Source organism: Candidatus Zixiibacteriota bacterium, assembly GCA_040752815.1.
In the GTDB taxonomy this organism is placed as follows: Bacteria; Zixibacteria; MSB-5A5; order GN15; family FEB-12; genus JAGGTI01.
Window position 1 is genome coordinate 18,061 of sequence record JBFMGC010000001.1, and the last position, 26,814, is coordinate 44,874.

The 26,814-nt window shown below is 58.2% G+C and carries 22 protein-coding genes and 1 pseudogene; 9 read left to right on the plus strand and 14 right to left on the minus strand.

The features are described 5' to 3' along the window. Positions 1 to 409 precede the first annotated feature (409 nt). Together AB1772_00055 and AB1772_00060 are read left to right on the plus strand one after the other, a co-directional pair. Positions 410 to 2,209 carry an ABC transporter ATP-binding protein gene (locus tag AB1772_00055; GenBank protein MEW5794726.1) on the plus strand — a complete coding sequence of 600 codons (1,800 nt, stop codon included), beginning with the start codon at positions 410 to 412 and terminating at the stop codon, positions 2,207 to 2,209. Next, positions 2,199 to 3,992 carry an ABC transporter ATP-binding protein gene (locus AB1772_00060; GenBank protein ID MEW5794727.1) on the plus strand — a complete coding sequence of 598 codons (1,794 nt, stop codon included), beginning with the start codon at positions 2,199 to 2,201 and terminating at the stop codon, positions 3,990 to 3,992. The genes AB1772_00055 and AB1772_00060 overlap by 11 nt, the downstream gene beginning before the upstream one ends. Positions 3,993 to 4,540: 548 nt before the next feature. Here AB1772_00060 and AB1772_00065 read toward each other — a convergent pair. The 10 genes and pseudogenes from AB1772_00065 to AB1772_00110 form a co-directional block, all read right to left on the minus strand. Next, a pseudogene (locus AB1772_00065) lies at positions 4,541 to 4,789 on the minus strand (thrombospondin type 3 repeat-containing protein). A 739-nt stretch (positions 4,790 to 5,528) separates the two neighbouring features. After that, entirely contained in the window at positions 5,529 to 7,238 is a 1,710-nt protein-coding gene (locus tag AB1772_00070) for a protein kinase (GenBank protein ID MEW5794728.1), read from the minus strand. Between the two features lie 84 nt (positions 7,239 to 7,322). Then, the gene (locus AB1772_00075) at positions 7,323 to 8,180 is read right to left on the minus strand and encodes a T9SS type A sorting domain-containing protein (GenBank protein ID MEW5794729.1); all 858 of its coding nucleotides are present in this window, start codon (positions 8,178 to 8,180) and stop codon (positions 7,323 to 7,325) included. A 284-nt stretch (positions 8,181 to 8,464) separates the two neighbouring features. Beyond that, positions 8,465 to 9,910, minus strand: a complete 1,446-nt coding sequence (locus tag AB1772_00080; protein ID MEW5794730.1) for a PDZ domain-containing protein — start codon at positions 9,908 to 9,910, stop codon at positions 8,465 to 8,467. Then, entirely contained in the window at positions 9,903 to 11,276 is a 1,374-nt protein-coding gene (locus tag AB1772_00085) for a trypsin-like peptidase domain-containing protein (GenBank protein MEW5794731.1), read from the minus strand. Before AB1772_00085 ends, AB1772_00080 begins: the two co-directional genes overlap by 8 nt. Before the next feature lie 223 nt (positions 11,277 to 11,499). Continuing rightward, a complete protein-coding gene (locus AB1772_00090) occupies positions 11,500 to 12,360 on the minus strand; it encodes a toast rack family protein (protein ID MEW5794732.1) in 861 nt (286 codons plus the stop codon). 70 nt (positions 12,361 to 12,430) lie between these two features. Further along, positions 12,431 to 13,753, minus strand: a complete 1,323-nt coding sequence (locus tag AB1772_00095; protein ID MEW5794733.1) for a polymer-forming cytoskeletal protein — start codon at positions 13,751 to 13,753, stop codon at positions 12,431 to 12,433. A 30-nt stretch (positions 13,754 to 13,783) separates the two neighbouring features. Next, positions 13,784 to 14,755, minus strand: a complete 972-nt coding sequence (locus AB1772_00100; protein ID MEW5794734.1) for a DUF4097 family beta strand repeat-containing protein — start codon at positions 14,753 to 14,755, stop codon at positions 13,784 to 13,786. A gap of 28 nt (positions 14,756 to 14,783) precedes the next feature. Next, positions 14,784 to 15,347, minus strand: coding sequence for a sigma-70 family RNA polymerase sigma factor (locus AB1772_00105; protein MEW5794735.1), 564 nt, complete (start codon positions 15,345 to 15,347; stop codon positions 14,784 to 14,786). 123 nt (positions 15,348 to 15,470) lie between these two features. Further along, positions 15,471 to 15,947, minus strand: a complete 477-nt coding sequence (locus tag AB1772_00110) for an SRPBCC domain-containing protein (GenBank protein ID MEW5794736.1) — start codon at positions 15,945 to 15,947, stop codon at positions 15,471 to 15,473. A gap of 199 nt (positions 15,948 to 16,146) precedes the next feature. Between AB1772_00110 and AB1772_00115 the strand changes: the two genes are divergently transcribed. Further along, positions 16,147 to 16,542, plus strand: a complete 396-nt coding sequence (locus tag AB1772_00115) for a hypothetical protein (GenBank protein ID MEW5794737.1) — start codon at positions 16,147 to 16,149, stop codon at positions 16,540 to 16,542. Positions 16,543 to 16,553: 11 nt separating this feature from the next. Here the strand turns inward: AB1772_00115 and AB1772_00120 are convergent, their stop codons facing one another. Then, a complete protein-coding gene (locus AB1772_00120) occupies positions 16,554 to 16,988 on the minus strand; it encodes a hypothetical protein (GenBank protein MEW5794738.1) in 435 nt (144 codons plus the stop codon). A 175-nt stretch (positions 16,989 to 17,163) separates the two neighbouring features. Continuing rightward, positions 17,164 to 17,769: a superoxide dismutase gene (locus tag AB1772_00125; protein MEW5794739.1), complete on the minus strand. Its 606-nt coding sequence runs from the start codon at positions 17,767 to 17,769 to the stop codon at positions 17,164 to 17,166. Between the two features lie 188 nt (positions 17,770 to 17,957). Here AB1772_00125 and AB1772_00130 point away from each other — a divergent pair, with 188 nt between their 5' ends. Continuing rightward, a complete protein-coding gene (locus tag AB1772_00130) occupies positions 17,958 to 19,100 on the plus strand; it encodes a glycosyltransferase family 4 protein (GenBank protein ID MEW5794740.1) in 1,143 nt (380 codons plus the stop codon). A gap of 10 nt (positions 19,101 to 19,110) precedes the next feature. On the opposite strand, the gene AB1772_00135 is transcribed toward AB1772_00130, so the two are convergent. Beyond that, complete coding sequence (locus AB1772_00135; protein MEW5794741.1) at positions 19,111 to 21,399, minus strand: FG-GAP-like repeat-containing protein; 2,289 nt, start codon at positions 21,397 to 21,399, stop codon at positions 19,111 to 19,113. A 117-nt stretch (positions 21,400 to 21,516) separates the two neighbouring features. Further along, complete coding sequence (locus AB1772_00140; protein MEW5794742.1) at positions 21,517 to 23,631, minus strand: S8 family serine peptidase; 2,115 nt, start codon at positions 23,629 to 23,631, stop codon at positions 21,517 to 21,519. A 507-nt stretch (positions 23,632 to 24,138) separates the two neighbouring features. Between AB1772_00140 and AB1772_00145 the strand changes: the two genes are divergently transcribed. The 5 genes from AB1772_00145 to AB1772_00165 all read left to right on the plus strand — a co-directional run bounded on the left by AB1772_00145 (position 24,139) and on the right by AB1772_00165 (position 26,756). After that, positions 24,139 to 24,561: a transcriptional repressor gene (locus AB1772_00145; GenBank protein ID MEW5794743.1), complete on the plus strand. Its 423-nt coding sequence runs from the start codon at positions 24,139 to 24,141 to the stop codon at positions 24,559 to 24,561. 190 nt (positions 24,562 to 24,751) lie between these two features. Continuing rightward, positions 24,752 to 25,255 carry a hypothetical protein gene (locus AB1772_00150; protein ID MEW5794744.1) on the plus strand — a complete coding sequence of 168 codons (504 nt, stop codon included), beginning with the start codon at positions 24,752 to 24,754 and terminating at the stop codon, positions 25,253 to 25,255. Positions 25,256 to 25,271: 16 nt separating this feature from the next. Further along, the gene (locus tag AB1772_00155) at positions 25,272 to 25,787 is read left to right on the plus strand and encodes a ferritin family protein (GenBank protein ID MEW5794745.1); all 516 of its coding nucleotides are present in this window, start codon (positions 25,272 to 25,274) and stop codon (positions 25,785 to 25,787) included. 75 nt (positions 25,788 to 25,862) lie between these two features. Then, a complete protein-coding gene (locus tag AB1772_00160; protein MEW5794746.1) occupies positions 25,863 to 26,240 on the plus strand; it encodes a desulfoferrodoxin in 378 nt (125 codons plus the stop codon). Positions 26,241 to 26,243: 3 nt separating this feature from the next. Then, entirely contained in the window at positions 26,244 to 26,756 is a 513-nt protein-coding gene (locus tag AB1772_00165; GenBank protein ID MEW5794747.1) for a ferritin, read from the plus strand. Positions 26,757 to 26,814: the final 58 nt, after the last annotated feature.

The window sequence follows — 26,814 nt, forward strand, 5'->3', positions numbered from 1 at the left end:
TAGTGTCAGAAATCGCGCCTGGCGTACCTCCCGGTGCGCCAGGATGATGAACGAGCCGGGCATTTTGCAACAGATCGGGCCGTGGTGGACAAGAACGTCCCTCACGCACAGCAGAAAAGTGTTGACAAAGCTCCGCCGGTCGATAAATTGCCGGTCAGCATATTCGCCCTTGAAAAGACTTTACGTATATTAAACCCGCTGCCAAGGAGTCGACGAACTAATGATTAAACTCCGGTATCTCTTGTCGGGTGCACCGGTATGCACCCGGTGTGGCGGGACAGGTGTGCCTGGATAGGGCCTGTAACCAGAAGATCACGAAGCCCGCCACGGTCGCACCGATCCTGGCGGGCTTTTTTCATTGTCCCCTGGGGTCATTCACTCGGCAATGTTCGAAACTTGGGGCAATGAAATGACAAGTGCACTATACGACGACGAGAAATCATCAATACCCGATAAGGACCTCGGCATCCGCAAGGCGTTCGGCCATCTGGTACCGTACCTGCAGTGCCACCGGAAGCGCCTGGCGATCTGCCTGGGTTTGTTGGTTTCGGCTACCCTTCTTTCACTGGCCTGGCCAATACTGCTCAAAGAGGCAATCGACTCACCGCTCGCAGGCGGAAACTACCGGGGTCTGCTTTACCTGGCGGCCGGTATTGCCGCGATCCAGATTGTCAACATCGGCGCGCAATACGTGCTTCGGGTACGCCTGGAGACGATCGCGCAGGATATCATGCTGGATTTGAAGCGGCGCCTGTTCGCCCATATCTTGTCGCTCGATCTGTCGTTCTACGATCAGAATCCGGTGGGCCGGCTGATGGCGCGCGTGGAGTCAGATACCGAGTCGCTGCGCATGTTGTTTACCAACACCGTGCTATTGGTGCTGGCCGACATGCTCCTTGTGACCGGGCTGTACGGCGTGTTGTCTTACTACAACTGGCGGATGGCGTCGCTCCTGGCGGCGCTCATTCCGGCAATCGGGCTGCTCGTTTGGATCTTCCATCGCCTGACCTCACACCGCTTCCTGGCGGTGCGTAAACTGATGGCCGAGGTAACGGCCACCGCGACCGAGTTTTTGCAGGGGATGTCGATCATCCAGATCTTCCACCGCGGCGAATACGCCCGACGGAGGTTCTACCGGGCCAACGAGGCCAAGTTTCACGAGGATGCCTTTGTCAACGTGGCGGTCTGCGTCTTTTTCAACTCCGCTTTCATCTTCGAGTACGTGAAGATCGGCCTGGTGCTGCTGCTCGGTGCGCAACTCGGGCTGACACCCGGCCTGATGGTGCTGTTTCTCGTCAATATCTGGCGGTCATTCGACCCGATTTTCCGCATGTCGGAACAGTTGGCCAGCTTCCAGAAAGGAGTGGCCGGCGCAAGACGTATTTTCGCGCTCCTGGAAACCAAACCGAAACTGCTGGACTCGCCCAAACCGGTCGACTGGCCCGGTCTGCGGTCGAAGATACGCTTCGAAAACGTCTGGTTCTCCTACGGCGATGATCGCGAGTGGGTGCTCAAGGATGTCAGTTTCGAAGTCAGGGCCGGCCAGCGGGTAGCGCTGGCGGGTGTCACCGGAGGTGGAAAATCGACTGTCATCGGACTGCTCCTGCGCTTCTATGATTCGCAAAGGGGTCGGATCACGGTCGACGGAATCGACATCCGCGATATCTGCATGGCGGAGCTTCGCCGCCGATTCGCCCTGGTGCTGCAGGATATCGTGCTCTTCCCCGGCGATGTGAGCGGCAATATAGGCCTCGAAGCCGAGGAGATACCTGCCGAGCGAATCGTAAACGCCGCGCGCACGGTGGCGGCCGACAGGTTCATCGAGCGGCTGCCGCATCAGTATCAGACCGAGGTATCGGAGAAGGGCGCCAACTTCAGCCGGGGCGAGAGGCAACTGCTGTCATTTGCGCGGGCGCTGGCTTTCGACCCGGAGGTACTGGTGCTTGACGAAGCCACCAGCTCGGTCGACCCGGAAACGGAGCGGGCAATCCAGGAGTCGCTGCACAAGCTTATGGCAGGGCGCACATCGCTGGTGATCGCCCACCGCCTGACGACCATTCTGGATGTGGATCAGATTCTGGTGATTCGCCACGGTGAGATAATCGAGCGCGGCGCGCACACGGAGTTGATCATGCAGAACGGTTACTACACCAAGCTCTTCCACCTGCAGTACAAGAACATGAACGGAGCGACCGCCTATGTTAAGTAAGATAAGATGGCTGTGGAAATACTACCGCCGGCACCCGTACGTGCTGAGCGTGCTCGTGTTCCTGACCCCGGTACAGGCGATGATTAGTGTCACCGTGCCGCAATTGTTCGGCTTTGCGGTCGATCATCTCACTACCGGTAACGTCTCCGACCATTTCGTGGCGCGCTGGGTGATCGGCTGGGGCGACGCGTTCGGCCTGACGCCCGCCTCGGCGTTCGGTGTCGCCTTTATCGCGCTGGGCGCGTTTTCGTGCGCGTTTTACGCTTTCGTGCAGTCACATCGGGCCTGGATGAACACCAAGCTGGAATGGGAATTCCGGCAGGATGCGTTCAACCAGATCACTACCAAGGGACCGGACTTCTTCAATAAGTTCCGGACGGGTGACATTGTCACTCGCCTGACCGACGATGTCGCCGAAAAGCTCTCCTGGTTCGCCTGCTCCGGTATCTTCCGCCTGTATGAGGCGCTGCTGTATGTGATCGTCATCACCGTAATGATGCTCAGTCTCGACCCGTGGCTCACCCTCTGGGCGGCCGCGCCGCTGCCGATTCTTGTGTTCATCTTTTTCCGGAGCTCGTCGGCGCTGGACAAACGGTACGATCATCTGCAGACGCGGATATCAAAGTTCAACGATGTCATGGAGGCCTGCTTTTCCGGGGTCAGAGTGGTCAAGGCGTACGTACGCGAGAACGCCCAGAAGAAGAAATTCGAGCAGGCGGCGCTTGAACGCCGCAAAGCCGAACTGGGCGCGGTGCGACTGACCGCGGTGATCGAATCGATGTACCAGTATCTCTGGCAGATTGCGCTTGTCACGGTGTTGGTGATCGGCGGCTACAAAGTGATCTCCTCGGGTCTGTCGGTGGGTGCACTGGCCGCGTTCATCTACTATGTGGCCTGGCTGGTCTACCCGATGTTTGATATCGGCCAGTTCCTGGTCAAGTCGCGGCAGTCGGCAGTATCGATCGACCGCCTGAAGGCGATGGAAGATGTCCCACCACTCGTGACCGATCTCGGTGCAGCGGTCACGGATTCGCAGCCGCACGGCGACATTGCCTTCGAGGGTGTCACCCTCACTTTCCCCGGATCAGACCGGTGCGTGCTCGATGAAGTCACGATGACGATCGGCGCGGGCCAGAAGATCGCTCTGGTGGGAAGGGTCGGCGCGGGCAAGAGCTGGCTGATCAATCAGATTCCGCGTCTGGTCGATCCCACCGGGGGTAACATCAAGCTCGACGGGAAGGAACTGCGCCAATTCCGACTGGAAGACCTGCGCCGTGCTATCGGCTATGTCCCGCAGGAGCCGGTGCTGTTCAGCGACACGATCCGCAATAACATCCTGCTCGGCCGCGACGAAATCGCCGAGCCGGTGATTGAGTGGGCAATTGATGTGGCCCAGTTGAAAGACGAAATCGCCGCCTTCCCGCAGGGCCTGGACACGACAGTCGGCACGCGCGGCATGATGCTCTCCGGCGGTCAGAAACAGCGGCTCGGCCTGGCACGGGCGCTGGTCGGCAAGCCGAAGATCCTGATACTGGATGATTGCACGTCGGCGCTGGACTCTCGCACCGAGGCAGCACTGTGGGACAGGCTGCATCAGGTGATGCCCGGCCTGACCGCCATCCTGATTACGCACCGCCCCGGCACACTGGCGCTGGTCGACCGGGTGTTCGTGCTTGACGACGGCCGTATAGTTGAATCCGGCACCCACCATGAACTCATCAACCGCGCCGGACAGTACGCCAAGATTTACCGACGGTATCAGTTGGCGGAAGAGGTGGGGTAAGCTCTGGATGCCCCTCCGCCTGGGACCTGTCTCAATAGCCGAGAGATGTTGCGTGATGTGCTGTCGGGCGCCACTGCCCGACAGTTCGAAACTTACGACTGTCGGCCAGCCCGCCGCGGCGGGGGCCGCCACCACACGGTGAGTTTCTCGACAGGGACCTTGCAGTGGGTAATGATGTGGGTGTGACGGAAGCAAACCCGCCCCCAAGACCACATCAGTAGCGGATGAGTCACGCTTCGACAGGTTCCGTGCGATTCGTGGGTGTCTGGACCACAAGGGTCCGGACCTACATTCTACAAACAATCCGGCAATCCCAGTGTCGCCCCAGTAATAAACAGATAGTCAATCAGGTAGGTCACATCCCCGATAGACAGATCCGTTAACTGCGGGTTCTGGCCGCCGGACTGGTTGACATCGGCCTCGGCCACGCACGGGATAAACTCCGGCTGCTGCGATATGAATAACACGTCGATGATGGTCGTTATGTCGCCGATAGTCGGTTCGTCGCCGCCCTCACCGTTAGCGTCACCCACCCGCCCCATACAACAGTCGGAGTCGCAGGCGTCGCCGACCCCATCGGAGTCCTCATCCTCCTGCCCCGGGTTCGATACAAAGGGACAGTTGTCCAAGGTGCACGTTGTGGCCGCATAACCCGGATTGCCGAAACCGTCCTGGTCGGTGTCCGTACATTCATCGCAATCGTCGCCGACAGCGTCATTATCCGCGTCAGCCTGACTTGGATTGAACAGGCCTGGACAGTTGTCCCAGGTGTCGCCGACCCCGTCGCCGTCACCGTCAGGACCAGCATTAACACACTCCTGGCCGCGCCAGTTGACACTGTACTCGCCGGCATCGGGATCGACAAACGACGCACGCACAAAATCGGCTGAGTCGATACAGAACGATTCGCCACCGGCCCACCCCGAAATGGTGAAATAGTAGGTGACAATCAACTTGGGCGAGGACGACGCCACGAGCGCTCCCGACGGAAGCCCGCCACCGGTGCACTGAAACAGGCGGCGAGTATTGGTGCTATCACGATTCCCCTTGAAGTCAACAATCCGAAACAACGAGAAGGCTGCCGAGGCAGCCGGAGAGAACACGGCGGAGTCAAAGCTGAAGCGATCGCTGTCCCACGAAAGACCTAACGACGCACCCACTACCGGCTGGGCATCATTGAAAAAATACACGGCGACTGCTGCGACCGAGTCCACTCCGAGGCGAGGCTGAGATATCGCTGCGAAAATCGAGTCCGGTGCGCCGAGATCGCGCGGGTCCTGGGCCGACGCTCCTTGTGCCACTGACAAACAAATGACTGTGACCAGCATGGCGGAGAAAATCAGGGTAAATCGAGAAGTCGGATGCTGCATCGTAACAGGCCCTTCGGAGCGAGTACTATAATGAATATATCCGGTTCCGGAGGGTTGTCAATCGGCGATAGCGGTTGGAAAATGTGGAGTAGCGAATCGTGGGCGGCAGACCTTTCGGTTGCCACTCGGTGATTCGTGGGCGGCAGACCTCCGGTCTGCCCCTCGATCAATTGAAAGCGCCTGAGAAGAAGAGCACGAGTACGATAGTGATAGCGAGGATTGCGCCGGCAGCGACCAACATCCACGGCGGCACCGACTGCTTTTCGGGCTGGATCGGCGCAACCTGAGTTTGCTCGCGGCGAAGCGCGATCTGTCTGCGCTTATCAAACTCCTCGTAGTCGAGCTGCATCTCGCCCATCGCATGGTAACGCTGGTTGGGTCGAATTGCCAGCAGCCGCGTGAGTATCTTCTGGATCTCATCGGGTAATTGGCCGGCTATGTCGTCCAATCGAAGTGTACCGGAGGCGTCGTACGTGGGGGCCCGCCCGGCTAACAGTTGGTGAAGAATGACACCAATGGCGTAGATATCGCCTAGTTTCGACTGTTTCCGTTCCGGCGGCCCGTACCAATTCTTGCCGGGGGTGGCTTCATAGTGAGCGGGGAGACCAAAATCGGCAATCTTGACTGTGTCGTCGGCGTCGAACAGGATATTCGATGGTCTCAGGTTGCCGTGCACGATGTTGTTCTTGTGGGCGAAATCAAGTCCGGCGGCGATTTGGAGGCCGATGGCGATCGCTTTTTCCCAGTCGTACTTGCGGACCATCCGCTCCGCCAGCGATCCGCCCTGGGCGTAGTCGGACACTACGACAGTATGTTTGAGATCACCGCCCGAGCCGAGAATGTTATTGATGTTCTTGTGCTTGAGCGTGGTCAGCAGCTTCGCTTCCTTGCGACCGATTTCTCCTCGAGTATGCTTCTTAATCACGTACAGCCGCTTGTTGACCTTATTCTCAACGAGAATAGTCGACGCGAACTTGTTCTCCTTGATTGTGTCCAGATACTGGCAGTGCCCCACAAACGACTCGACATCGGCCACCGCGTAATCGGAGGTCCGCTTCATCGTTGTGCCGCCGCCTATTGCGTTCAAAATCGCGTTCTTGAGATCGTTGGCCGACTGGAAGCGGTCTTTCGGTTCCGGGGCGAGGCATTTTTGGACGAGATGATCGTACTCGGGAGGATTCGATGGATCGAGCTCCGACGGCATCTTGAACCGTCCCAGCGGCTTCTTATCGGTGAGGATTTCGTAAACAATGACGCCGAGCGCATAGATATCGGTGGTCTGGTCGACATTGGTGCTGCTGATTTTCTGCTCGGGCGACATATAGGCCAGGGTGCCCATGACCATGTCCGAGGCGGTCACCTCCCCCTCGCCGGAAGTCACGATCTGGGCAATCCCGAAATCAGCCACCATCGGGTTGCCTTCGCGATCGATCAGGATATTGGCCGGCTTTATATCGCGGTGGATAACGCCGTTCTTGTGAGCGTAGTCCAGCGCTTTGCAGATCTGGGCCACCATCTCGAGCTTGGTGCGGCGGGGAATCTTGGTCGAGTCCATTACTTCGCGGAGCGAGGTTCCGTCGACATACTCCATCACGAAGTAGTAGCGATTGCCGGCTTTCCCCTTGTCGATTACATGCACGATATTGGGATGGTTCAGGCGGGCAATGACCACCGATTCGCGTTCAAAGCGACGAAGAACCTCGGAATCGTTGCAGAACCGGGCAAACAGGATTTTGATGGCTACATCACGGTTGAGCGATTCCTGGCGCGCTCGGAAAATCTCCGCGATACCCCCCTGACCGATCTTGCCGGTGAGAACGTACGGCCCGATTCTGACTTCTTTGGTCTGAGTTTGTATTTCGGCCACCTGGGTCATTCCGACTCCCATATGCCCCAAAAAACAACGGGGACAGCGCGTAAACGCTGTCCCCGTAGGTATCGGCAGAACGGGCCGGTTCGTTTATTTAACGAGCATCATTTTGCGCGTCGCTGTACCGCCATCGTGGCTTAGGCGGTAGAAGTAGATGCCCGATGGCAGCTTACCGCCGTCGAATTCGTACGTGTAGACGCCCGGATCACGGTGCCCTTCAAAAAGCAGTGCAACTTCCTGTCCCAAAATGTTGAAGACCTGGAGCCGTACGCTTCCCGCCCGAGGCAATGCGTAGCGAATAATAGTAGTCGGGTTGAACGGGTTGGGGTAGTTCTGATCGAGAGCGAACTCAGTCGGCAGCAGGCCGTTGCCGGTCTCATCGTCAACCCCGGTGGGCAGCAGCACTTCAACATAGCCCGGAGTGAAATCCGGCAGGTAGACTCCGGTGCCGGTGTTATCGGCAACATCGATTCGGGTGTAAATGTGGATATTGCTGCCCAGTAAGCTGTCGGCGTAAATCGAATCGATCGCCACCCGCTGAGGAGTGGCCGACGTTGCCACCCTGAAATGCAGCACCGCCACGATGCCGTTGGTGAAGCTGAGCGACGGCAGAGGGTAGACCATGTCGTTGGGTAGCACGGTTATTCGCGCGGTACGCGCCGTGTTGTCGATCACATAATACCCGGAGAAGTCGGGACTCCAGATCGTACCCCCCAGAGATACGGAATCAAGCGTGAGCGCGGAACTGGAGAACTTGAGCGGCAGGGTGATCGCGGAAATGGCGATGTCGTTGTTTCGCAGCCAGACATTAACGGCCACGGACTCGGTCGGCTTGGCCCGGGCCGAGTCGACTGTGACCACTCCGTTATACGGCAGTTGGGCGACCACAGCGTCCGTGATCCCGAGAGTTAGGGCGAAGACGATTATTGCCGTTAGCGTTCTTCTCATACTCTTTCCTTTCGCAACGCAGCAGGGCTTGCTTTGATGCCACCGACCGACCATCCACAACTCGGCCTGACTGGCTTTGCGCAAAGCCCGTGCCGCGCCCGACCACGCAGCGAGACCGGTCCGACGCTTCGTCAGAGGCCACGACCAACCCGCCTAACCGCCTGAAACAAGGCGGCTTAGACCGAGGCGCGAAACTCTGTACGAGCCTTGATCAACGCGCTTTAATATACGGCCTTGCGACAGAAATAGGCAGAGATTTTCTCACCTGCCTGGCCGCTGCGAGACTATTCCGCCCGAACATTCACGAAAAGAGTCTGTCCAAAGCGCCAGACGAGAAGGACGACTTCTGACGGCCCGCCCGCTTCGAGCGCAGTCATCGCCGCTGCGAAATCACCCACTGATGCGACTTCCTGATCGTTGACGCGCTGGATGACATCGCCAGGCGACAGCCCGGATACGTCGGCCCGCCCGCCGAGCTGCAGCTTGGTCACGACTACGCCGGTGAGAGATTGCTGCTCGACATTGTAACCGACATAGTCGGAAAACACGAGGTCGCGCACTGTCAGTTCGAACGGTTTGTATTCGAAATCAGCGGCATCGGCGGCCGCCAGCGGGGCCGCAGCAAGCACCGCGAGAACGGTAAGCGTATCGAGTCGGTCGTTGTCCGGGCGAATGACGGTTAATTCAACCGGCGCGCCGACTCCTATGTTGGCGACCTCTCTCTGAAACACCGAAAGCTCTTCCTCACGATCGACCTCGACCCGTCGCCCGTTGACAGCGTAGATTATGTCGCCGACACCCAGCCCGCAGGCAGCCGCTGGGGAGCCAGGTACAACTTCGTTGACTATGATCCCACCCGGTGAGCCGAGCCGGAGGAAATCAGCAATGTCCTGGGTGAGCGCCTGCATGGTGATGCCGAGCCACGAGCGGGCGGCCTGCCCGCGACGGGGTGGATTGGCAATCAGAGGTCTTAATCGTTCAGCAGTGACCACTCCAAACAGGGGAATCTCCATGCGGTCGAAAGATTCCATCCGGCCGGGATCGGAGGAGCGTCCCGAGGGGTCGTCCAGACGCCCCAGCAGTCCCACCGGGTTGAGACGTTCATCGAAGAGCACTGATCCAAGTTCGAGCGGGCTGAAACCGACAATGAGCGGGAATACCTCCGGGTCGGTGATTACCGATGAGATCATGCCTATGTCCGCCGCGATCGGAGGATCGACGAACTCCGGCAACAACGCATGAGTGGCAACCCAACTTCCGACCGGAAACCGGCTCGCAGGCGAAAACTTGACAGGCGAGAACCTGCGGCCTGCGCCCGTAATCTGCGCGAAGGCCAACCCGGTGTAGGAATCAACTCCTACGTATTCGGCCATGTATTCCTTCTTATCCAGTGTCGTCACCCTGATGCGCCGGGGCGTGGAGCGGAAGACCATTCCGCCTGTCGGCACAAACGGGTTGGCCTCACTTAGAAAGCCGCCGTCGAAGACAATCAGACCATCCTCGCGCACAATCGTACCGAGCAGCCGCTCCTCCTGTTCGTTAACTTCGGTCCCAAACGAATACTCCACCTGGATGGTCAGGATGACCGTGTACGGAACTATGCGCTGCTGCAAACGGGCAAAATCAAACGACTGAGCGTACGACTCGGGGGCCAACAGCAATCCCACGCCACACGCAAGGGCAACGGCGCTGGTAACCATCGATACTGGACTTGATGACACATTACTCATTGGTTTGCTCCGCGCCGGCGAGTTCAAGGTTAAGCACGACTATCCGCGTAGCCCCGCTGCGTTTGACAGTCAGCATGACTTTGCGGTCGCCGGCCTCGATAAGCTGATTGTATCGAATTACCAGTGAGTCAAGATTCTCAACCGGCTCACGATTGATCGCCTGCAGGACGTCACCCTGGTTCAGTCCGCCCAGGTCCGCCGGGCCGACCCTCCTGACACCGGTGACAAACACACCGGCCGAATCCCGCAATTGGTGGCTGATCTGCATCTGACGCGTAATATCTCGAACCGTAAAGCCCCACTTGGCACACTCGAAATCCTCGCCCTGCAATTGGCCGAGCGGACGGGTCAGCACCGTGACCTGGCGCTCCTGCACGCCGCGGAGGATCTTGAGCGTGATCGCGGTGCCGGGCGCATGGCTGGCTATGCTGTTGTAGAAAGCGGGAAGTTCCTCAACGAAACGGGCCGAGACCGGTCGGCCGTCGATCTCGAGTATGATATCGCCGGCCATCAGCGACGCCTCGACAGCGGGCGAACCCGGATCTATCGAGGCAATCAGAACGCCGCGATTGTGGTCGGTGCCGAAGTAATCTTCCAGCTCCTGGAGGGCCTGAGCGGTAACACCAATCCAGCTCCGCGTGACATGGCCGTCATTCAGAATGGCTTTGGTCACTTCCTTCACGACGTTTACGGGAATGGCAAAGCCGAGGTTGTTGGCCATGAAAGTAGCGCGCGAGTTGATGCCGATCACACGACCCGATAGATCGACCAGCGGGCCGCCGGAGTTGCCGAAGTTGATGGCGGCGTCGGTCTGAATCCATAGATTGTAGCGGCCGGTTTTCTCGCCCGACGGAAGCCGGTATTCGCCTGAGAAGTAGCGGTCCTTGGTAGAGATCACGCCCGCCGAAACCGACCGGGCCAGTGAGAGTGGCGAGCCCATCGCAAGCACTTGCTGGCCAGCCTGGACCGAATCGGAATTGCCGAGTACGGCAGCCTCGATCTTTCCCTTGTAATCGTTCAGACGGAGCTTAAGAACGGCTATATCGGTGGCCGGATCGCCCCCGACATAATCGGCCGAGAGCTGCTCCCGGTTGCTGAGCGTGCAGATAATCCGCTTGGCCTTGCCGGCCACGTGATAGTTCGTAACGACATAACCGTCGGGGTGAAATATCACCCCCGATCCCACCACCGCCTGTTTCTTCAATTGGCCGGTGCGGTAGTCTTCGACCACCGGCTGGATGTGCACCAGCGCGGGCATGACCCGGTCACGGGCCAGATATACCTGCTCCTGATAGGTGGCTGCAACACCACTCGGTGCGGCAAACAACATTATGCCCACCGGCACAAGCGATAAAACTCGTTTCATCTGACTCCTTGTCTGGTGGCACGCCCAACACAGTCCTAGAACCACCCAAGCGTAGCCGACCGATCCACGCAGGTCAACAACAGATGTCTCCGGTGTCGGTTCCCGTAGGCTTTATACACGGATTTGAGCGAAATTGGATAAGCCGGCGCCGCGAGTTCCGCCCGAGCGGACAGGTGAAGCGTTCCCCCCCGAGACACGCACATTTGAGGGGCCAACCGCGGTACTACCGCTTGGCGTGGATGTCAATCGATCCCATGGCTACGTCGGCGGAAATGACAATGCGATCCGTCGCGGTATCGAAATCTTCCGTCTCCCAGACCCCGTCCCGGACCTTTTCCAGGTCTATACCGCGGAAACCGATATCGGAGAACCAGTGGTCATCGCCTTCCACCCTCACGGCCGTACCCTTCGAGACAATCACGTCCATCGAACCCATCCCCACGCTGATATCGAGGCTGACCTCGCCTTTGATGTCCCCGCGAAGGTCGATCTCACAAGAACCGACACCGACATCGAATTCCATCAACCGCGCATTTGCGTTGGCAAGACCTGTAATTTCGAGTGCCGACGCGCCGCAATCGACTTTGAAATCGTCAATCTCTTTTGGATTGGGCGCGGAGAAGTCTATTTCCAGATCGGCGGCGCCGATATCGAGCGAAAATCCGGTCAGGGGAACGCCGCCCAGGTCCATCCTCGCCTCGCACGCGCCGATGTCTATTTCGAGCGACACGGGGATTTTTCTTGATAACTGGACGGTCCATTCATTCTCCGAGTCGTCGTCGTCGCCCCAGCCGCGACGGCGCTCGCTTTCCAGATACACTATACACTTATCGCCTCTGACCGTTTTGTCCACGTCATAGCGAACGGCATCCGGGGTGTAATATATATCGAGCTTCACCAGATCGGTGATGTCCGCAGGAACGAGAGCGATGGTTCCGGCAGCGAAATCGAGTCGGACCTCCGCCTGGTGGCAGTCATCAGCCGTAACCACCTCAGTGACTCGCTCCGGGCGGTCCGCATGCACCCAACCCGCGGTTGCCAGACAAAAAGCAGCACTGAGAAACGCCGATTTCAAAGTGACCATTAGCCCATCTCCTTAAACCACAGCACCGATGTGTCCATGTTAAGTTTACTGGAGCGGGAGGGAATTTGTTTCAGTTTTCCGGGGAATCGGGTGGCCCGAATGCTGAGGGATCGGAAGGCATCGGACGGATTGGCGGACGGGGCGTACGGGGCTCAACCGGGGGCATGGCCTCCGGCATGGGTGGCGGCGCGGGAGCGGGGGCAGGCTCAGGGTGCCGAGTGGCCGTGGACGTTCGCTTCACATACGGCCGACCACCCATCCGGGTCATCACGGCGGCGCCGATTCCGGCCAAAAGCGGGTAGCAGGTTAAAATGATGGATATGACAAGCAGAAAGACGCTCAGCGCGTCCGCCGCCAGCCAGTGTCCCGAGGCTGCACCCAGCATAAACGCGGTGAGAGTCCAGAGGCCGACATAGAAAGCCACTCCCGCCAGCGATCCCAGCCAGGTTCCGGGGGCGTGGCGGCCAAGACGTCGCGCTGCGAACGTGTACACCTGCATGCCAACCGCGCACATACCGACCGCGAACGCCACGAAGTACGCCAGCGGTACGAGCCACACTACGAGCAGACCGACTACGGTGAGGCATACCAGGGTCACGATTATCGGCAAGAGGAATAGGAACAGCAACCCCATGAAGCTGGATTTAACCGGGTGGTTCTCGATGCATTCGGTGAAATTGGCCACACGCATGGGCGCCAGGGACAGAGTAAGGAAGGCTATCAGCAGGATGCCAATGCTGATTCCGAACACCACCCAGATTCCGGCCATGGAAAAACCGGAGGCAATTACGTCCACCGGAATCTCGTACGTGGGAGTTTCGATCACCCGGCCGAGGACCACCCCCCCCTCGCGAATCTCCACCTGGGGAGCCTGGACATCGCCGTCGACCTGCCCGGTCGACGCAATCAGCACCGCCTTACTGAATGACTGCACCTTCCCTTTGACCCAGCCTTTTACTGTTACCCGGCTATAGGCCACGATGTCGCCGTCGACAAATTCGTCATAGCCAACGTAAACTGCGGTAAGCGCGGGGTAGTCGACCACCTTCCGCTCGGTGCAGCGCACGGCCACCGGCGGAACGACTTCATCGCGATCGCCGGCTTCCCGGCCCCCGGCCTCGGAACCAGCCTCGAGGGGAGCAGAAACAAACCGATGTCTCTCAAAATCGTAGGCCCAGCGCCCGCCGGCGCTGTCGTAAGCGATTACGCCCTCGGCAGTCAATTCGATTTCGACGAATCTCAGGGCTGATGGAGAGGAAGGCGCCGGGCGCGGCTCAGGCCGGACGTCCACAAATCCGGTGTCACCCGACTCCTGCCCGTACGCGGGCATGGCCCCTATCAGTAGGGCAAGCAGCACCGATATGAAAGTGAATTTGCCTGAGCCGGGCCTCATGGTTACACCAGTCCTATGTGTAAACCGAAGTCAGAACTGTGCTACGGTCACATCACCGGACACCGATGTCAAGTTTATCTTTACGCCGCCGAATCCGAACGTTCCTTCCACCTGTTTGCGCGACATTGACTTTATGGTGATGGGTATCTCCGTCTTGATGTCGCCCGTCTGGGATTCTATTCGTAAATCACCCGACGATGTTTCCGGAATAGTCAGTCGGATGTGGCCGCTTTCGGTGTTGACAAAGTAATCACGGGAGCTGTCCAGGTTGGTCTGAATATCGACATTGCCGGATCCAGTGGTCAGATCGAGCGCCCCCTGGTCCTGGCGTATGCTGATTGCTGCGCTCGACGATTTCACTCTGATATCGCCCTCGACGAATTTAAGGTCGATCCTGCCCAGCGCCTGGCGAATATCGACCGAGCCGAACAAAAGCTCGCCGGCCACTGACCCGGAGGAGCTTTCCACGCTCACGCTGCCCTCGATACTTGTTAGCTCGATGTCTGCCGCCGAGCTGCGGACACTAACGTCCCCCGCTACGTGACTGATTTTCACCGCGCCGTCGGTGTTGACAATGCTCACTCTGGTGCCGACCGGCACGCGGATGGACCAATCGACCTGGCCGAAAGCATCCTCGCCCCCAGTGCCGAGAACCTTGGTCCAGAAGGTGCGGGATTGATTTCGCATTCGCAGGTAATTGGCGGCCACGGTTACCTTGCGGCCTTTCTGATCCACCTTGATCTCGATATGATCGGCAGCGATCTGGGCCTCATCGGAGCTGACCGCGCTAACTCGCTTACGGGCCTCGATGATGAGGCGGTCGTCATCGCTCTGGGTCAGAAGCAGATTGCCGCTGACATAGGTCAGGGTCAGTTCGGCATCTTGCCCGGTAGACAGAATCTTCTGGTAGTCGAACTGGAATTCCTTGGCCGTCGACATCGGTGCCGGTCCGAGAGAAAACGCCAAAAGACTCAGCGCCGCTATGAGCCATCCGTTGCGCATATGCTCGTCCTCGCCGGACCGGGATCGGCTAAATGTTCTTGAGTTTCCGCTTTAGAAGCTCCCGCGCCCTGAAAATGCGGGCTTTGACCGTCCCGACCGGTATAACCAGTAAATCGGCTATTTCCTCGTAGGATTTATCGTCCTTGTGCCGATAGATAATGACTTCCCGGTACTTGGGCGGTAGGGAATCAATCGCCTCGTCTATCGAAAAGCGCTGCTGCTTGCGGACCAGCTCCAGCTCGGGGTTGTGGGTGTCGTCCGGGACCTCTATTTCCATCCGGCCGTCGCCGGTTTCCACAGGGGAATCCAGAGACAGCGCCTGTATGCGCCGTTTGCGAAGGTAATCGATCGAGGAGTTGGCCGCAATTTTGTAAAGCCAGGTGGAAAAACGGTACTCCGAGCGGTAGGAGCCCAGCGAGGCGAAGGCCTTCATAAAGGTTTCCTGGGCCAGGTCGCGCGCGGCTTCATCGTTGTGAACGATACGATTTATGATATGAAAAATCGCGGCCCGGTGGGTATCGACCAGTTGCGCACAGGCCTTCTGGTCTCCCTTCAAAGCGGCGGCAATGAGCGCTGATTCGTCCTCGATCAATCCTTCCTCTTTCGAAACCGACCGTAACTCGCTGTGTGATCGGGTACCATAATTTAATAGTATAGTAGTCTTGGGGCCGGTTGGCAATTCAACATGTGGCGTCGCCCCCCGGGGTTCCGACTATCAGCTGTTTACGAATCCCTGGCGATACGATTTGGCGGGATCGTGGCTCCGCAGATCCACTCCGTGTTCGAGAAAGGCCTTCAGGTTTGAAAGGAAGAACGCCCAGCCCTCGCGGCAGCCAAGGTGCATCTGCACCCGGTCACGGGGCGATGCCTTCATGTCATACTGGTGCAACTCGACCAGTGAGCCTCTCCGCTGCTTCCGAATTGTGACCGCCACTTTTTCCCCCTTGCTGCCGAAAGGAAAAACGAACTTGCCCGGCTTCTTGATATCGATGATGCGCGCGTCGAGCTTGTCTCCGGCGAGCCATTCCCATTGCAGGCGGCCGTTGCGGCGTGGTTCCATCTCAGCCTTGACCACGAACCATTTGACAATCGTCTTTGGCTCGGTCCAAGCTTTGAATACTCTTTCCGGTGACGCCTGGATTTCGATCTTCTGGCAGAATTGAGTCCAATCGTATGAAAACTTCGCAGCCATGGGTTCTCCTCGGCGAAAAGCGGGTGTTATGCTACCATCATGACAAGTATAGCGGTCGCCCCGGGGCGTCGGCAAGAGGTAGTCAGCAGACGACTTGTCGGCGAGATCACCGATAATCGAAAGAAGTGCTAATCTCCGTGCCGCGCTCAGCCGACTTGGCATATAGAGGCTCGACGAATAGCCGGTTGTATAAAACTCTATGACTCGAACTATTACTTTGACCATGTCCCTTGCTTCGGCGGCGTTGTTTCTGGGCGCCTGCCACAAAGATCCCACATCCTCGTACATCCCCAACGTGGTAAACCTCCGGGACAATTTCCATTTTCGGATGAGCGATGTCCGGAATCATGACACCGTGATGGTCTACTACTGGCAGATGGAGGGCACCTCGGCGAATATCGATCAGTCGGCCTCGATTCAGGCCGGATATGTCTCGATCACAGTAGAGGACGACTCCCGCGTCCAGGTCTACCAGACCGACATGCGCCAGTCGGGGGGCTTTTCGACGGCGTCGGGCAGCCCCGGGATGTGGCGAATCAGGATTTCCCTGACCGACTTTTCCGGATTGCTTGATTTCCGCGCCCAACGGCGTTGAGAGTTCTAATCCTAACGCGCAATCTTGATCCGACTTGAGTTGTTCGCATTAGCCGCGGTTTCCGGGTCGATCTCGTTAAACAGCCAATTCAGGCCGCGTTCTTCCCAGTCGGCAACAGTGGAAGCGTCGATGTAGCGTTCCCATTTCCCGATGCCGGTTTCCCCGCCGATTCGCCGGAATTGGGCGGCCACGACCGGGCTTGACAGAATCACCACCGACCTGACCATCCCTTTAGCCCGATAAAGCTTCTGTCCCTCGTACATGGGTACCTGGGCCTCTTTGTCGAGCGGAATCAGGGTGCGCATGTCGACGAAGACGTAGAACTCGTCTTCCTGGTTGGATAGTATTCGACGGGACTCCTCCAGCCAGGCCGTCAATTCATTGACATCGGTCGCGCCGCCAAATGTCAGACGGTAGCCCCAATGGGTCTTTTCGATGTTGTACATGATGCGTTGTCTGTTTTTCTCCTGTTTTCTTGTTATCGTCAGGATTGGTGAATTTTGAAGAGTCAAGCAGCGACTCTCGGCGGATAGCGGTCTGGTGAGTCATGATTAGCCCAAGTGAACAAAGGCCAGCGGGATATCCGCTCGCCCTTGACCTTCGGATCTTTGAGCGGTCAGGCTACCTTGACGCCTCGACGTATAAGTCATTGACCCTGTTCCAGTTAATGACACAGAAGAAGGCTTCGATATACTCCGGCCGCCGGTTCTGATATTTCAGATAGTAGGCGTGCTCCCAGACATCCAGGCCCACGATCGGCTTCTTGCCCAGGGACAAGGGCGAATCCTGATTGGCCGTGGCTACGATCTCGAATTCTCCCTTAGTCAAGGTCAGCCAGACCCAGCCGCTGCCAAACAGATTTGCCGCCGCGGTTGAAAATTGGCTTTTGAACTGATCAAAACCGCCGAAATGCTTTTTGATAGCGTCGGCAGCCGGGCCACCGAAAGTCGTCCCCTTTGCCAGAAGCGGCCAAAAAAAGTCATGGTTGGCCGTACCGCCGCCGTGGTTGCGGACCGCGGTGCGAATAGACTCCGGAATTGCAGCCAGATTGCTGATCAACTCCTCCGCTGACTTTGCCTCCAGCTCAGGATGGCCGGCGAGGGCGGCGTCGAGCTTGGTGACGTAGGTTTGATGATGCTTCGTGTGGTGGATTTCCATGGTTTGAGCGTCGATATACGGCTCCAGCGCGTCGTATGCGTACGGGAGTTTAACGAGAGTGTGTGCCATTTTTCGTGACCTCCTTGACGTCGGCTGATTTGGTCGCCTCAGCCGGAACTAAGCGTTCGTTTCAGGCTCATAATGCCGGGTTGCCGGAAAAGTTCCCGAAAATAGACATTGTGGTTCCACTTAGCCAACTGGCGGCGGGGCCATGAGGATTTGTCCGGAGACCCGGCGGAGACTATATTGCTCCGCCCATGGATCTCAAGGACTATCGCTTCGCGTCGTACTGCTCATCGCCGGCCTGGGGCGGGCTTGAGATGCACGTATTGCGATTTCTCCGCTGGATGTCAGAGCGCGGCCGGCAGGCGGTGTTCTACGGTGACCCGGCCACCCGGCTGTACCGCGAAGCGATTCAGGCTGGAATCCCCGCTTACGCGGTGGTGCAGCGCCTTCGCACCGGCGATGTACTGTGCGCAGCAAAGCTCGCGCGAATCGCCAAGGGGGACAACGTCCGGTGGCTCATCGTGCACCGCAGCGCCGATTACTTCGCAGGCGCTTTGGCGCGGACACTGTCGGGAGACCGCCTGCGGCTCATCTATCATCAGCACATGCACATCGGCAAAAACAAAAGGGATCCCTATCACCGGTGGCTGTACCGCCGCCCCGACGCGTTCGTTACTCCGGTGCCATGGCTGGCCGAGCGGGTACTGCAAAAGACAAGCGTCCCGAAAGAACGCCTGCATACAATTCCACAGGGTATCGAAATCGCGCCCCTCACTGCAGGCAAGCCGGACGAATCAGCCGCTCGCGCAAAACTGGGATTGCCGCTCGACGCGATCGTGATCGGCCTGGTGGGGCGGCTGGACCCCAAGAAGGGCCAGGACATCGCCATCGAGGCACTCGCCCGTCTTCACCAAAACGACCGCAGGGCGCATCTGCTGCTTGTCGGCGAACAGAGCTTCGCCGAGGGAGACGCTTTTGCCGCGTCTGTTCGAGCGTTGGTAAACAGACACGGGCTTCGAGACCATGTCCATTTCGTGTCGTTTCTTCCCGAAGTCGAGTGGGCATACGCCGCGATGGACATCTTCGTGCTGGCGTCGAAATCGGAATGCTACGGCATGGTCACCGTTGAAGCGATGGCCGCCGGCTTGCCGGTGGTCGGCACGAATGACGGTGGCACGGTGAGCATTATCGATTCGGGTCGCAACGGCCTTCTGGTGACACCTCGCAATGTCGACGAACTGGCGGCGGCGCTAATGAAGCTGCTCGATGATCCGGCGTTGGCATCGCGCCTGGGGAGGACGGCGCACGAAGAAGCGATCGTCAAATACACGCACTCCCGCCAGTGCGAAGCGTGGGAGAGGTTGTTTGAGAGTTTAGCCAGATGTGACGTCTGACCTTCGGCGGTCACAAGCACGCCGGCAGGCCGAGCTCGGGGCCGGTAATAAACAGGTAGTCGATCAAGATGGTGACATCACCGATCGAGACATCCAGCGGCGACGGCAACGCCCCGCCGGATTGATTGACGTCGGCCTCGGCCAGACACGGGGGCTGGGTCCCGGAGATGAACAGCATATCGATGAGGAGAGTGACGTCGCCGATTGTCGGCTCGTCTCCGCCCTCGCCGTTGGCATCCCCCACACGACCCGAGCAGCACGATACGTAAACACTGCCGTCGCTCGTCTCGGGGGTATAGTCGCCTGCGTAGGTAGTCAGCCAGAGACTCTGGCCCGCATAGCTGGTAAAGACAATCGGACTGCTGCCCGACACCGCCGAGCCGAGATCGGTGAAAAACAGCGACACAATCGAACCGCTTCCGGCCGCAAGCGGCGGCTCATTGCCTGCCCCGAGAAACAGGGTCGCCGACTTGGTGGCGGGCACGTAGCTGACGATAGATTTTATGTCGAAAAACTCGGTCCGGTGGCCCACAATGGAAATGGAATCGAATCTGAGATTGAACGGGCCGGCCCAACTGAAGGGAATTCTCACCTCAGTCAGCGCCAGGTAATTGGTGGCGCTTAGGTCGATTCTTGCCCGGTTATTGACAAGGGGGGCATCACTCATGCGCAGCGTGTCGGCGAACGCCGAGATCATGCCGTCGAATGTGCGACGGTACGTTCGCTCGGGTGTGGTTACGCTGACCGTCACGCTAAAATAGCCCGGCATGTCGTACATATGCTGGGGATGTTGCTCCGTCGACGTAGCGCCGTCGCCGAACTCCCAGAACCAGCCGATGCCATTTAGAGAATAATCTGTGAACTGAACCGCCAGCGGGATCGGCCCGAAAGTGCTGTCGGCGGCTATGTCAACAAACGGCGGATTCGTGTTCCCATAGACCAAATTGACCGTGTCCCAGTTGGCTACCGCCAGGTCATTGTGGAACGAGTACCGGTAGTAGCCGACGGCGCTGATTACCGGCGCCGTCGCGAGCGACAGCCAGCCTGACACAAGGTCGTAACAGTAATCTGCTTCGGACAAAAGCGCGCCGTCTGTTAGCACCGAGTCTATTTCATACAAAGGGCTATGTTCGGTGTAGAACAGCTTCGTAGAACCGTCGACCACAAAGGTATCGGCAAGCGTAACCACCCCAAGCCCGTCTATATCCACCCAGGCCAGCTCCTCGGCCACCATCGAAAGAGCTGACGACCACACCGGCGCCGTAGTAAGGGTCGTACCCAGGTTCTCATACACCCACACCTTTTGAAACCAGCGCCCGGCGGCGAGGTCATCGTCGCCGTCATTGTCATAATCGTATAGCGCTAGCGCCGAGCCGTAACCGCCGGTGGAAGACTGCCAGCCGTGCGTGGTGCTCAGGCTCCCGGCACCGTCGTTGAAATACACGCGAAAACGTCCCTGTCCGCCGAGTTGATTGTTGTAAGCTACCACCAGGTCGAGCCAGTCATCGCCGTTTATGTCACCGAACATCAGCGTATTGCCGGGTTCGACCGTGGCCGCTTGCCAGGTGGGCGTGGTGGAGATAGCCCCCGCGTTGTTGTGGAACACGGCGGTAGCTGCGGCGTCAAACGTGAAAGCCAGGTCGAGATCGCCGTCCCGGTCAACATCACCCCAGGCAACATCGAGCGCCGCCCCCGACGCCGATGACAGCCAGTAGGGACTTCCTCCGAATGATCCCTCATCGTTTAGATAGATGCGCTGCTGCTGGTAATCCTGATTGTACCCCTCGCCACAGGCAAAAGCGATATCAAGATCGCCGTCGCCGTCAACATCGCCCAGCGCGCAGGAAAATGAGAAGAGCTCATCCGGTGTGAACCAGTCCGGCACGGTATGCGGAAAGCCGGTGTTGTTAAGGTACAGATTGCTGCGGTTGGGATCGCCGAAGCCGCTGCCAAGATAGTTGGACACGAAGAGATCCGGAAAGCCGTTGTCGTCGACATCCCCTACCGCGCAATGCCCGGAGTACTCGAGATCGGCTGAAAACCATGATGCCGAAGCCGGGAAGCTCGAGGTACCGAAGATATATATGGTGTTGGCCGCCTGGACGATGTCGTTCCCGTTGGAATAGAACACGTCGATAATTCCATCGCGATTGCAGTCCCGCCAGATCATGCCGGTTGAGTAGACGTCTTGCTCGGCGGAAGACCATATCGGCGTCGTACCGAGTGGGACTTGCGCCGACGTGGAACGGACAACGGGCAGAATCGCGGCGAGGATGATCAAACGGGCGGCGGAATTCATAGTACCTTCACGGATTGGGCGAGTATCACAGATAAAGAAAGCCCGCTATTAGGTTACCGCAAGGACGTTTAAATGTCTCGCCTGTGCATTCGCGGCTGATCGGAGCCGCGGCCCAACTCAGGGACAGGTTGGTAATATCAGCGACGGTCCGGTGACAAACAAATAGTCGATCAGTATGGTCGCATCCACAATTGAGACATCCTCCGACACCGGGTCGGCCCCGCCCGACTGGTTGACATCAGCCTCAGTCAGGCACGCGACCGGTTCCTGGGTGATGAACAGATAGTCCACCAGGCGGGTCACATCGGCAATTGTCGGCACGTCCCCTCCGTCGCCGTCAACATCGCCCACAATTCCGATACAGCAGCCAAGACGAATCGAGCCTGATGTTGTCGCTGTCACGTACTCATAGGTGTCGGCGCGAAAACTGGGGGCGTAACTGCCATACGTGACAAATGTAACCGGATTGGTCGCGGTACCGAACTGAAGAGGTACCCTGAACCACAGACTGACCACCGGACCGCTCCCCGGCGCCAGGGCCGGCTCCTGTTCCGTGTTGGGTGTTCTGAGCGAGATGGTCGCCCGTTTCTGGGCCAGGGCAATGCTGATGATACTCTGTGTGGGGAAATACGACGTTCTAAGGCCGGCGGTGGAAAACGAGTCAAAAGACATTCCCAGTGGACCGTCCCACGAGAACGGGACTTCAATCTGGTTTACCGGCAGAAAATTGCGGGCGTAGACATCCATGCGCACGCGTGAGCCGGCCTGGACCTGTATGTTTGGCAGGGCCAGTGAGTCAGAGTGGGCCAAAACCATACCGGGAATTGTACGAGTGAACTGACCCTCCTCGGTGCCAATGGTAAGCGAAACGTTGTATATCCCGGGATCAGCATACTCATGGGCAGGGGTGGAATCGTCGGACAAGGCCCCATCGCCAAAGTCCCAGGTCAGCGCCGAAGCCGGCAGCAAAGATGAATTCGCGAAAGTGACTGTAAGCGGTGCCTGTCCGCGCGTGGTATCCGCCGAGAACGCCACCGGCCAGGTGAGGGCCTTGCCCAGGTCGATGGTCCCCCAGCCGTAGGAGTTATCGGGACTGGCCGCCCGCGTTGCGGTGGCTTTGAGCGCCTCGCGCACCTGGCGGGCGGTAAGTTCAGGGCGGGCTTCGATTAAAAGGCAAGCCGCCCCGGCAATCAGAGGTGCCGACAGTGACGTGCCGCTGGCGTAGGCGTAACTCTGATCCCCGGATGCCGACGCGCCGTAAGTATCCACACCCAGCGCGCACACCTCGGGTTTGATACGGCCGTCGAAAGTCGGCCCGCGCGACGAAAACGACGCTACAAAGCCACTGGTGTTCACCGCACCGGCGGCCAGAATGTCAAACGCGTCAGCGGGCGCCGAAATCGTGCCAGGCAAATACCCGGCGTTGCCGGCAGAAACCACCAGCACGATACCGAGCGCGTCGCAGGTGTTGGCCGCGAGCGTAATCACCGCCGTGCGACCGTCCATGTCGGAGTAAGTGTACCAGTCGGAATAACCGAGCGAAGTGGAGATTACATCGGTCCCGATCGAGTCCGCGAACTCCAATGCGGCGACCCAGTTGTCTTCCTCCACCTGAGTCTCATCGGTAATATCCTCCGTCTTGCACAGAATGAAATCAGCGCCGTAGGCGGGGCCAATCAGCCTCCCTGGCGCGTAGCCGCCCGCCACCGACCAGGTCAGCGTGCCGTGATTCCACTGATTGGGCGAATCGCCCGGTTCCATGGAAGTGTTCGGGTCGTTCATCACGAAATCGTATTCCGCGAGCACTCGCCCCGCAGCGACAGCGCCCGCTACCGCCGCGTGGGTCTTGCGATAACCGGTATCGGTCATTGTGAGCGCCACGCCCCGGCCCGTCAAACCCTGCGCATGAGCGGTCGCTACGTTTATCTGGTATATCTGCGCCTGGGACTGGCCATAGTCCAGTGCGTCCCCGGACATCGTGCCGCCTTGCGGGCCGGGGCGCTCATCCTCCCCAACCTCGAAAGGCCGTCGGAAGACAGCCACCGGTCGTACCTCGGCCACCATGGGAAGGGCCGCAAGGTCGGCCAGTCGGTCTATGGAAATATCAAAAGATGCGGCGTTGAGCCAACGGGACACACGGCGCACCGTGCCGCCAAGTGCCAAGACCTGACTTACATAGCTTGCCGAGAGGGGAAGATCGGCGAACTGCACGTCGGCCGCGCCCAAACGCATGCGACGACTCAAAGCGCGATCGGTTAAACGTACTCTCTTGGCCGCCGACAAAAACTCCGCGTGCGTCCAAACCCCCTTATCCGTAAAGAAAACCCAGACACGCGCAGTATCTTCATCGCGCCCCGCGAGGTACGAGAGGACTCTCTCGGGCACAAACCCAGAGGCTTTTTGGCGGACAAATACTGTTTCTCCAGCTACGCCAGTCACGATTCCCCCGAGAATTACCGAGCAGGAGGCTAATATTGAGGTTACGGCGGTTAAGTGATGTCGACGCGGTAAGTACATTTGCTTTCGATGCTCGGGAGTCCTATGTCTGCCAGCCCGCACTCGCCTACTTCAAGAAAACCGAGCCCGCTCAATTGTCAAGAAATATTCCTAACTTGTTAATTAACAAGGTGATAAATCGATGATACGGCCCCAATCAGGACCGGAACTTTTTCTGCGGTCCGCTGTTTAGTGCATAACGATAATGATAACGATTTCTAATAAGGACAAGATCAGTCAGGTATGACAGCCCGGCGCAACACCTTACAGAGGAAAATAATCCTCGAGGAGGTCCGGGGATCGCTCGAGCATCCGACCGCAGCCGAAGTGCACGCCGAGGTACGCAAGAGGATACCGCATATCAGCCTGGGTACTGTTTATCGGAACCTCGATCTCCTGAGCCAGGAAGGGCTGATACGAAAACTCGAGCCGAATGGCCGCGAGGCGAGATTCGACGGCATACTGACACCCCACTATCATCTGCGATGCCGCGTTTGCGGCCGGATTGAAGATGTACTTGATCCGGTAACCGTTCGGGTGGATGGTGGCATTGATGAACCATCGGGCTGGCAGGTATTGATACCGCAAGTTGAATTCGCAGGGCTCTGTCCCGACTGTGGGACGGGTTCCCAGGTTTCACCCAGGGACAACGCGACCAGAGAGTGACATGTTACGGAGTGTAGCAGGACAGGAGATCCTCGGTATTGACAAGGAGTAGATTATCCGACATGCTGTGGTGAACGAGCTGCCGCCGGGCCGCCATGTGGGCAGGTGGCCAAGTATCTTACTCGCCACAGCCAAGGGGCGCTCGATCATGACAAGAACCGGGTAAGGCAAAAAAGTTCCGGAGGAGCTAATGACTCTCGAAAAAGCGATCAAGACAGCAATCGACTATGAAATCAAGGTCCGCGACTCTTATCTGGCTTCGGTAAAGAAGATCCGCGACGAAACCGGGCGCCGGGTTTTCGAGGTGCTGGGGAAGGAAGAGCAGGGCCATATTGACTACCTGCAAGCAAAGCTTGCCGAATGGCAAAGCACGGGTCGGATCAAACCGGGAAAGCTTAACACGGTTGTGCCGGCGCGGAAGATAATCGACGCCGGAGTCAGAAAGCTGAGCGCCCACATATCGGCCAACGAGTACGATACGGAACTTGAGATGCTGCGTAAGGCGCTGGCTCTTGAGCAGGAAACGTCCGGTTTCTATCGCCGCATGGTTAGCCAGCTCAAGCAGGACGGCGAGCTGTTTGGCAGATTCCTCGAAATCGAGGAAGGTCACCAGGCGATCGTCCAGGCTGAGATAGACTATCTGACTCGCAGTGGTACGTTCTTCGACTTTCAGGAGTTCAATCTCGAAGACTGAAGGCAGCCGGAATCGTATGTTTGACGCAAAACAGGAAACCCTGGCCAAGGCGCTGCTCGACGCAATTCGCGCCGAGAAATACGGGCACAGTTTCTACCTGATGGCCGCAAACAGCACCCAGGATTCCCGAGGCAAGGAGGTGTTCGAGACTCTCGCGGCCGAGGAACTCGATCACGCCCGCTTCCTCCAGGCGCACTACGAATCGGTGCTCAAAACCGGCAAGCCGAGCCGTAGTGTTTCGCTGGGAGACCGAGCCGAACTGTCCGAGATATCGCCGATATTTTCGGATCAGCTGCGGGCACGCATCCAGGACGCGGCCTTTGAGATGACCTCGCTGTCTATCGGCATACAGCTCGAGAAGGACTCCATGGCGTATTACCGTGAGCAGGCCGAGAAGTCTCCCGACACGGAGATGAAGCAGATCTTCGAGTTCTTGTCGGACTGGGAAGCGGGGCATTATCGCGCGCTGCTCAGGCAGCACGACATGCTCAAAGAGGACTATTGGGCAGCCGGTGGCTTTGCGCCCTTCTGAGTGACAGGGCAGTTTGAAGATGAGGACTTTCGGATTTTCAATAGACGTACCGAATACCGGAAAGGAGCCATGAAGATGGCTACCCAGAGGCTACAGATTTATAGATGCAAGGTCTGTGGAAACATGGTGGATGTGGTTCACGCAGCGGGCGGCACCCTGGTCTGCTGCGGACAGAACATGTGGCTGTTGAAGGAAGGTGAGACCGACGCCGCCACGGAGAAACATGTCCCCAAGGTCACGAAAATCGACGGGGGCTTCCGCGTGGCGGTCGGCGAGATCACCCATCCGATGGAAGAAAAGCACTACATCGAGTGGATCGAGCTTGTCGCCGACGGCAAGGCGTACCGCGAGTTTTTGAAAGCGGGACAGCCGCCCGAAGCGACCTTTCACGTGGCGGCCGATAACGTTTCCGCCCGTGAATTCTGCAACCTGCATGGACTATGGAAAGGATAAGACATGATCAGCAAGAAGATGCAAGACGCATTCAACGACCAGATCGCCGCCGAGTTTTCGTCGGCGCATCTGTACCTGTCGATGGCGGCCTACCTCTACTCGATCGACCTGCCCGGTTTCGCCAACTGGATGCGGGTCCAATATCAGGAAGAGGTCTTCCACGGCATGAAAATGTTCGACTATGTAGTCGAGCGTGACGGGCGGGCGATAATCAAGACCTGGCCGGCTCCCGAGTCCGAGTGGAAAGGCCCACTTGACGTGTTCGAGGCGGTGTACAAACACGAGCAGAAAGTAACCAGCCTGATCATCAACCTGGTCGAAATCGCCCAGGCGGAGAAGGACCACGCCTCGCAGATATTCCTGCAGTGGTATGTCAACGAACAGGTCGAGGAAGAAGCCTCGGCGAACGCCCTCATCCAGCAGCTCAAGATGATCGGCGACTCGCGCGCGGCGTTGTTCCAGATCGATCGCGAACTTGCCCAGCGGACGTTTTCGGCCCCGAGCGAGACGGAATAGGGCCTATTAGTACAACCTGCTCGCGTGCTCGCGCGCGGGCAGGTTACTTGCTCGACTA

Bases quoted from the DNA above. Each gene is read 5' to 3' on its own strand.
- AB1772_00125 (MEW5794739.1), bottom strand. From the start codon at position 17,769: ATGGCACACACTCTCGTTAAACTCCCGTACGCATACGACGCGCTGGAG.
- AB1772_00155 (MEW5794745.1), top strand. From the start codon at position 25,272: ATGTTTGACGCAAAACAGGAAACCCTGGCCAAGGCGCTGCTCGACGCA.
- AB1772_00150 (MEW5794744.1), top strand. From the start codon at position 24,752: ATGACTCTCGAAAAAGCGATCAAGACAGCAATCGACTATGAAATCAAG.
- AB1772_00060 (MEW5794727.1), top strand. From the start codon at position 2,199: ATGTTAAGTAAGATAAGATGGCTGTGGAAATACTACCGCCGGCACCCG.
- AB1772_00070 (MEW5794728.1), bottom strand. From the start codon at position 7,238: ATGACCCAGGTGGCCGAAATACAAACTCAGACCAAAGAAGTCAGAATC.
- AB1772_00110 (MEW5794736.1), bottom strand. From the start codon at position 15,947: ATGGCTGCGAAGTTTTCATACGATTGGACTCAATTCTGCCAGAAGATC.
- AB1772_00085 (MEW5794731.1), bottom strand. From the start codon at position 11,276: ATGAAACGAGTTTTATCGCTTGTGCCGGTGGGCATAATGTTGTTTGCC.
- AB1772_00115 (MEW5794737.1), top strand. From the start codon at position 16,147: ATGACTCGAACTATTACTTTGACCATGTCCCTTGCTTCGGCGGCGTTG.
- AB1772_00075 (MEW5794729.1), bottom strand. From the start codon at position 8,180: ATGAGAAGAACGCTAACGGCAATAATCGTCTTCGCCCTAACTCTCGGG.
- AB1772_00160 (MEW5794746.1), top strand. From the start codon at position 25,863: ATGGCTACCCAGAGGCTACAGATTTATAGATGCAAGGTCTGTGGAAAC.
- AB1772_00100 (MEW5794734.1), bottom strand. From the start codon at position 14,755: ATGCGCAACGGATGGCTCATAGCGGCGCTGAGTCTTTTGGCGTTTTCT.
- AB1772_00135 (MEW5794741.1), bottom strand. From the start codon at position 21,399: ATGAATTCCGCCGCCCGTTTGATCATCCTCGCCGCGATTCTGCCCGTT.
- AB1772_00145 (MEW5794743.1), top strand. From the start codon at position 24,139: ATGACAGCCCGGCGCAACACCTTACAGAGGAAAATAATCCTCGAGGAG.
- AB1772_00165 (MEW5794747.1), top strand. From the start codon at position 26,244: ATGATCAGCAAGAAGATGCAAGACGCATTCAACGACCAGATCGCCGCC.
- AB1772_00120 (MEW5794738.1), bottom strand. From the start codon at position 16,988: ATGTACAACATCGAAAAGACCCATTGGGGCTACCGTCTGACATTTGGC.
- AB1772_00130 (MEW5794740.1), top strand. From the start codon at position 17,958: ATGGATCTCAAGGACTATCGCTTCGCGTCGTACTGCTCATCGCCGGCC.
- AB1772_00140 (MEW5794742.1), bottom strand. From the start codon at position 23,631: ATGCGTTTGGGCGCGGCCGACGTGCAGTTCGCCGATCTTCCCCTCTCG.
- AB1772_00090 (MEW5794732.1), bottom strand. From the start codon at position 12,360: ATGGTCACTTTGAAATCGGCGTTTCTCAGTGCTGCTTTTTGTCTGGCA.
- AB1772_00080 (MEW5794730.1), bottom strand. From the start codon at position 9,910: ATGAGTAATGTGTCATCAAGTCCAGTATCGATGGTTACCAGCGCCGTT.
- AB1772_00055 (MEW5794726.1), top strand. From the start codon at position 410: ATGACAAGTGCACTATACGACGACGAGAAATCATCAATACCCGATAAG.
- AB1772_00095 (MEW5794733.1), bottom strand. From the start codon at position 13,753: ATGAGGCCCGGCTCAGGCAAATTCACTTTCATATCGGTGCTGCTTGCC.